Origin of the sequence: Collinsella aerofaciens ATCC 25986 (assembly GCF_964239575.1) — a bacterium.
GTDB classification, from domain to species: domain Bacteria; phylum Actinomycetota; class Coriobacteriia; order Coriobacteriales; family Coriobacteriaceae; genus Collinsella; species Collinsella aerofaciens_BQ.
This window is the reverse complement of the sequence record NZ_CAXSQQ010000050.1, coordinates 1-1,688: the sequence shown is the minus strand read 5'-3', so window position 1 is coordinate 1,688 and position 1,688 is coordinate 1. Positions and strand designations below refer to the sequence as shown.

The following is a 1,688-nucleotide window of genomic DNA, read 5'->3' as shown; positions in this document are numbered from 1 at the left end:
TCGAGGCGCATGCGGAGGGCTCCGCGCGCACAGCGAAATAGGGGGTATCCCCGAAGGCCGCCCGGCTCGCCGGGACGTGTCTCTATAGTTTTGTCAACCGCGTGCTTCGCGCCATTTCAGCATGACGCATCCGGGCGCCTGGCGCCCCCGCTTGGTTTCCTCTTCGGTTGATCCCGCAGCCCGCTAGGCCGCGTACGGGACGGCGTCGCGCATGATCGCATATATGACCTTGAGCCTCTTCCTCGCGACCGCCTTCAGCGCCTTGCTGTGCCTCATCCCCCTCGCCCTGCACTCCCCGTAGTACCTCCCGAACCTGTTGTCCGTGCCGATGAGGGAGTTGCAGCTGAATATGAGCAGGTTCTTGAGCTGCCTGTTCCCGCCGTGCTGAGGCGACGTCGACCTGATGCTGCTCCCGGAGCGCCTGTCTGACGGCGCCACGCCGCAATAGCTCGCGAGCTCGTCGTGCCCCCTGAAGGCGGATATGTCGATCGACGTCACCAGCGCCGCGGCGGTCTTGGGGCCGATCCCGGGCACCGTGAGGAGGCACTCGTAGACCTCGTCGCCCGCCAGTGAGTCGGCCACGAGCGAGTCGAGCTCCTCGATGTCGGCGTCGAGGGAGGCTATCTCCCGGGCGAGCATCCGGACCGCGACGTCCTCGCCAGCCGGGAGCCGCCTTCCCGAGCGCGACGAGGCCAGCAGCGCCTCCCAGAGCCTCCTGGCCCCCGCCGCGGGGGCGCCCGCGCGCCTGGCTGCGTTCGAGAAACTGCGCCAGCCGGCGGCCGAGCACCCGGCGGCCCCGCCGAACTCGGCCAGCATCGACACCTGCCAGCGGCTCGACGGGTCGACCGCGCCCTCGAGCGCGGGGTCGGCCTCGAGCAGGGTCGCGCGCAGCCTGTTCTTCGCGCGGGTCCTGGCGGACGACGCGAACTCGCGCTGCGACGACAGGATCCGCAGCGAGGCGGCCCCCTCGGGCTCCTCGGGCGCCGGCCTGAGGGCGCGGGGCACGCCGAGCGCGGTGCGCGCGATCACCTCGGCGTCGATGGCGTCGGTCTTCGCGATGCCGGGGAACATCCCGCGGGCCTGCTTCTCGGCATATCCGGGCAGGTAGGCGCAGGGGTTCCCGTGCGCATGGGCGCGCGCGAGGACCAGCGCGCCGATGTTTCGCTTCTGGTCGACGACGACCAGCGCGCCGGAGCCGGCCCGCTCGAGCAGCCGGTCGATGTCGTCGGGCCTGTTTGCCAGCTCGGCCCTGAAGGCGACGCCTCCTCCCGCATCGAGCGCGCACGCGCTGTGCGAGCTCTTCCCGACGTCGATCCCCAGGTAGGCCACGGGCGTCTCTGCTGCAGGCATGGTGTATCCTCTCCCTTGAGCCGGCCGTTAGCCGCGGAAGCGACACCCACATTACCCGGCCGTGGCCCGGTCCGGGCCCGGCACATCTCTATCAGTCGCTCCCCGCGGCCCCTCCCGCCCCGGCGGCAACACGTCCCGGGCCCTCTACGGGGCAGGGGCTGACGGCCGTCCGGGGCGGTCGGCCAGCGACCACCGGTACGGCTCAATCGTATAGCCGTGCAACGGAAAAGAGCCGCCCTTTCGGACAACTCAAACTGTAATGGGGGCTATGTCTATTCCGCGCCCTCCCGGCACATCATGCCGAGGGCCCAGAGCCACCTCACGAGCTCGGCCGCGGT

1 protein-coding gene is annotated in these 1,688 nt (G+C 70.6%); it reads right to left on the bottom strand.

Annotated features, from left to right (window positions below; all coding sequences use genetic code 11):
• Positions 1-183 precede the first annotated feature (183 nt).
• A complete protein-coding gene (locus ACESUZ_RS10015; RefSeq protein WP_195504013.1) occupies positions 184-1,350 on the bottom strand; it encodes an IS110 family RNA-guided transposase in 1,167 nt (388 codons plus the stop codon).
• Between the last annotated feature and the right edge of the window lie 338 nt (positions 1,351-1,688).